The sequence below is a fragment of the Bacillus xiamenensis genome (genome assembly GCF_000300535.1).
GTDB lineage: Bacteria > Bacillota > Bacilli > Bacillales > Bacillaceae > Bacillus > Bacillus xiamenensis.
Map to the genome: position 1 here is coordinate 1 of NZ_AMSH01000119.1, position 1036 is coordinate 1036.

Sequence of the window (1036 nt, forward strand, 5' to 3'; positions counted from 1 at the left end):
CTGAAAAAAAAAAAAAAGTCTAAAGTAAATATCATTTTAGCCCTTTGTCAACAATCTGAGGACATCCACTCATGGTGGATGTCCCTTTTTTGTTTAAAACATTCGCATAACACGTTTTCTCATCTTTTTCATATCACGCTTTGATGGCATATCATATCGACTTGCAAAGTGATATGCGAGTGCACCTGCACCAAGCGTTAATAGTGAAGACGTCATTTTTCCCATTCGAAATTCCCCCTAAACACTTATAGTTGAATTGAACGTTCATCATCACTAAACAGATCATCTAAACTGCTTAGTGTACCGTCTTCCTCCACTTGATGAGTAGATATTTTGCCTTTTGACAGCGTCAATTCAATAAAACAGCCCCAGCAATAATATTGATTGACCCCAATTTTTCCGATGTCTTTACATTTGCAATTTGGGCAAATGAGCATATTCAGCACCTCTTTATGTTCGGTTTAGAACAAGTGCTTCCTTTTGAACGTCCATCAAAGTTCCGGCAGCATGCAGCTGTTTTCGAATCCCTGATAACTCTGTAAAGAAGCCGTCCGAAAGTTCATATGCTACGATTGTGCCCGAATTTGCGTCAAAGTATACATCTTCCAAAACACCTAATGTTTCACCATCTGGTGACTGCATCATTTTCTTTTTCAATTTCGAAAAGAAGAAGGCTGGGGCAGAGGAATCTATTTCTCCTCCCTCCTGGCAGCTCACGAATAGACCTTTGTCTGTCAGTTTGTCGCCAGCTGAGAATGGAATGAAGGCACAGTCTTTCTTTTTCCCATCTAATACATATCCCCCGCAGCTGCCGCCGGCTAAAAAGCAAATATCTTTGATCGAACCAAGTGAATGAGACAGCTCATCTGTATAGATCGTCATTCCTTCAAGCTCTCGACATGTTCTCAAAATGTGATCAACCACCTTTTGCGGAACAGTCTTATCGTGTGCGTTTGCTTCATGACTCATACGAAGAAATGGCTTCCATGAAGGAAGCCATCAGCGTGTAGACAAACCCTCGCATTCTTTGTCAGTC

The 1036-nt window shown here is 41.1% G+C and carries 3 protein-coding genes; all 3 read right to left on the reverse strand.

The window, feature by feature from the left end; translation table 11 throughout:
- Positions 1 to 93 precede the first annotated feature (93 nt).
- Genes BA1_RS18975 through BA1_RS18220 form a run of 3 tightly spaced genes read right to left on the reverse strand, consistent with a single transcriptional unit; the run spans position 94 to position 969 of the window.
- Positions 94 to 225: a YrzQ family protein gene (locus BA1_RS18975; RefSeq protein ID WP_008362324.1), complete on the reverse strand. Its 132-nt coding sequence runs from the start codon at positions 223 to 225 to the stop codon at positions 94 to 96.
- Between the two features lie 20 nt (positions 226 to 245).
- Complete coding sequence (locus BA1_RS18215; protein ID WP_003216308.1) at positions 246 to 437, reverse strand: hypothetical protein; 192 nt, start codon at positions 435 to 437, stop codon at positions 246 to 248.
- 13 nt (positions 438 to 450) lie between these two features.
- Positions 451 to 969, reverse strand: coding sequence for a PRC-barrel domain-containing protein (locus BA1_RS18220; protein ID WP_008362326.1), 519 nt, complete (start codon positions 967 to 969; stop codon positions 451 to 453).
- Positions 970 to 1036: the final 67 nt, after the last annotated feature.

Bases quoted from the DNA above. Each gene is read 5' to 3' on its own strand.
- BA1_RS18975 (WP_008362324.1), bottom strand. From the start codon at position 225: ATGGGAAAAATGACGTCTTCACTATTAACGCTTGGTGCAGGTGCACTC.
- BA1_RS18215 (WP_003216308.1), bottom strand. From the start codon at position 437: ATGCTCATTTGCCCAAATTGCAAATGTAAAGACATCGGAAAAATTGGG.
- BA1_RS18220 (WP_008362326.1), bottom strand. From the start codon at position 969: ATGAGTCATGAAGCAAACGCACACGATAAGACTGTTCCGCAAAAGGTG.